The organism is Alteromonas sp. ABV4_515 (assembly GCF_056160345.1).
On sequence record NZ_JBSWWZ010000038.1, the window covers coordinates 1 to 400 of the forward strand.

The window sequence follows — 400 nt, forward strand, 5'->3', positions numbered from 1 at the left end:
TCACCATTGGCATCGGTTACCGTGATCGACACGGTTTCGCCTACTGGCAGATCAGTGCTTCCAGAAACCGTCGGCGTCGCATCGTTGCCGGTTGTCTGCGCGTCCAACGTGATGGTGGGCGCAGCTGTGTCAACTTCACCATTATTGTCCGTAGCGGTAGTGGCGTTACCCACAGCATCGGTTGCTGTAGCTTCGACGGTATAAGCACCGTCGGCCATGTCCGCAGGGACATCCGCGCTGAACGAACCGTCAGGTTGTACGGTAGCCGTGAAGGTCTGTGCATCACCGTTTGAATCGGTCACTGTGATCGACACGGTTTCACCTACTGGCAGATCTGTGCTTCCAGAAACCGTCGGCGTCGCATCGTTGCCGGTTGTCTGCGCGTCCAACGTGATGGTGG

1 protein-coding gene is annotated in these 400 nt (G+C 57.5%); it reads right to left on the reverse strand.

The genetic code is table 11. The features are described 5' to 3' along the window. Positions 1-400 (reverse strand): Ig-like domain-containing protein (locus ACXAGX_RS20565; protein WP_474840711.1); only part of this gene is annotated, 400 nt, incomplete at both ends.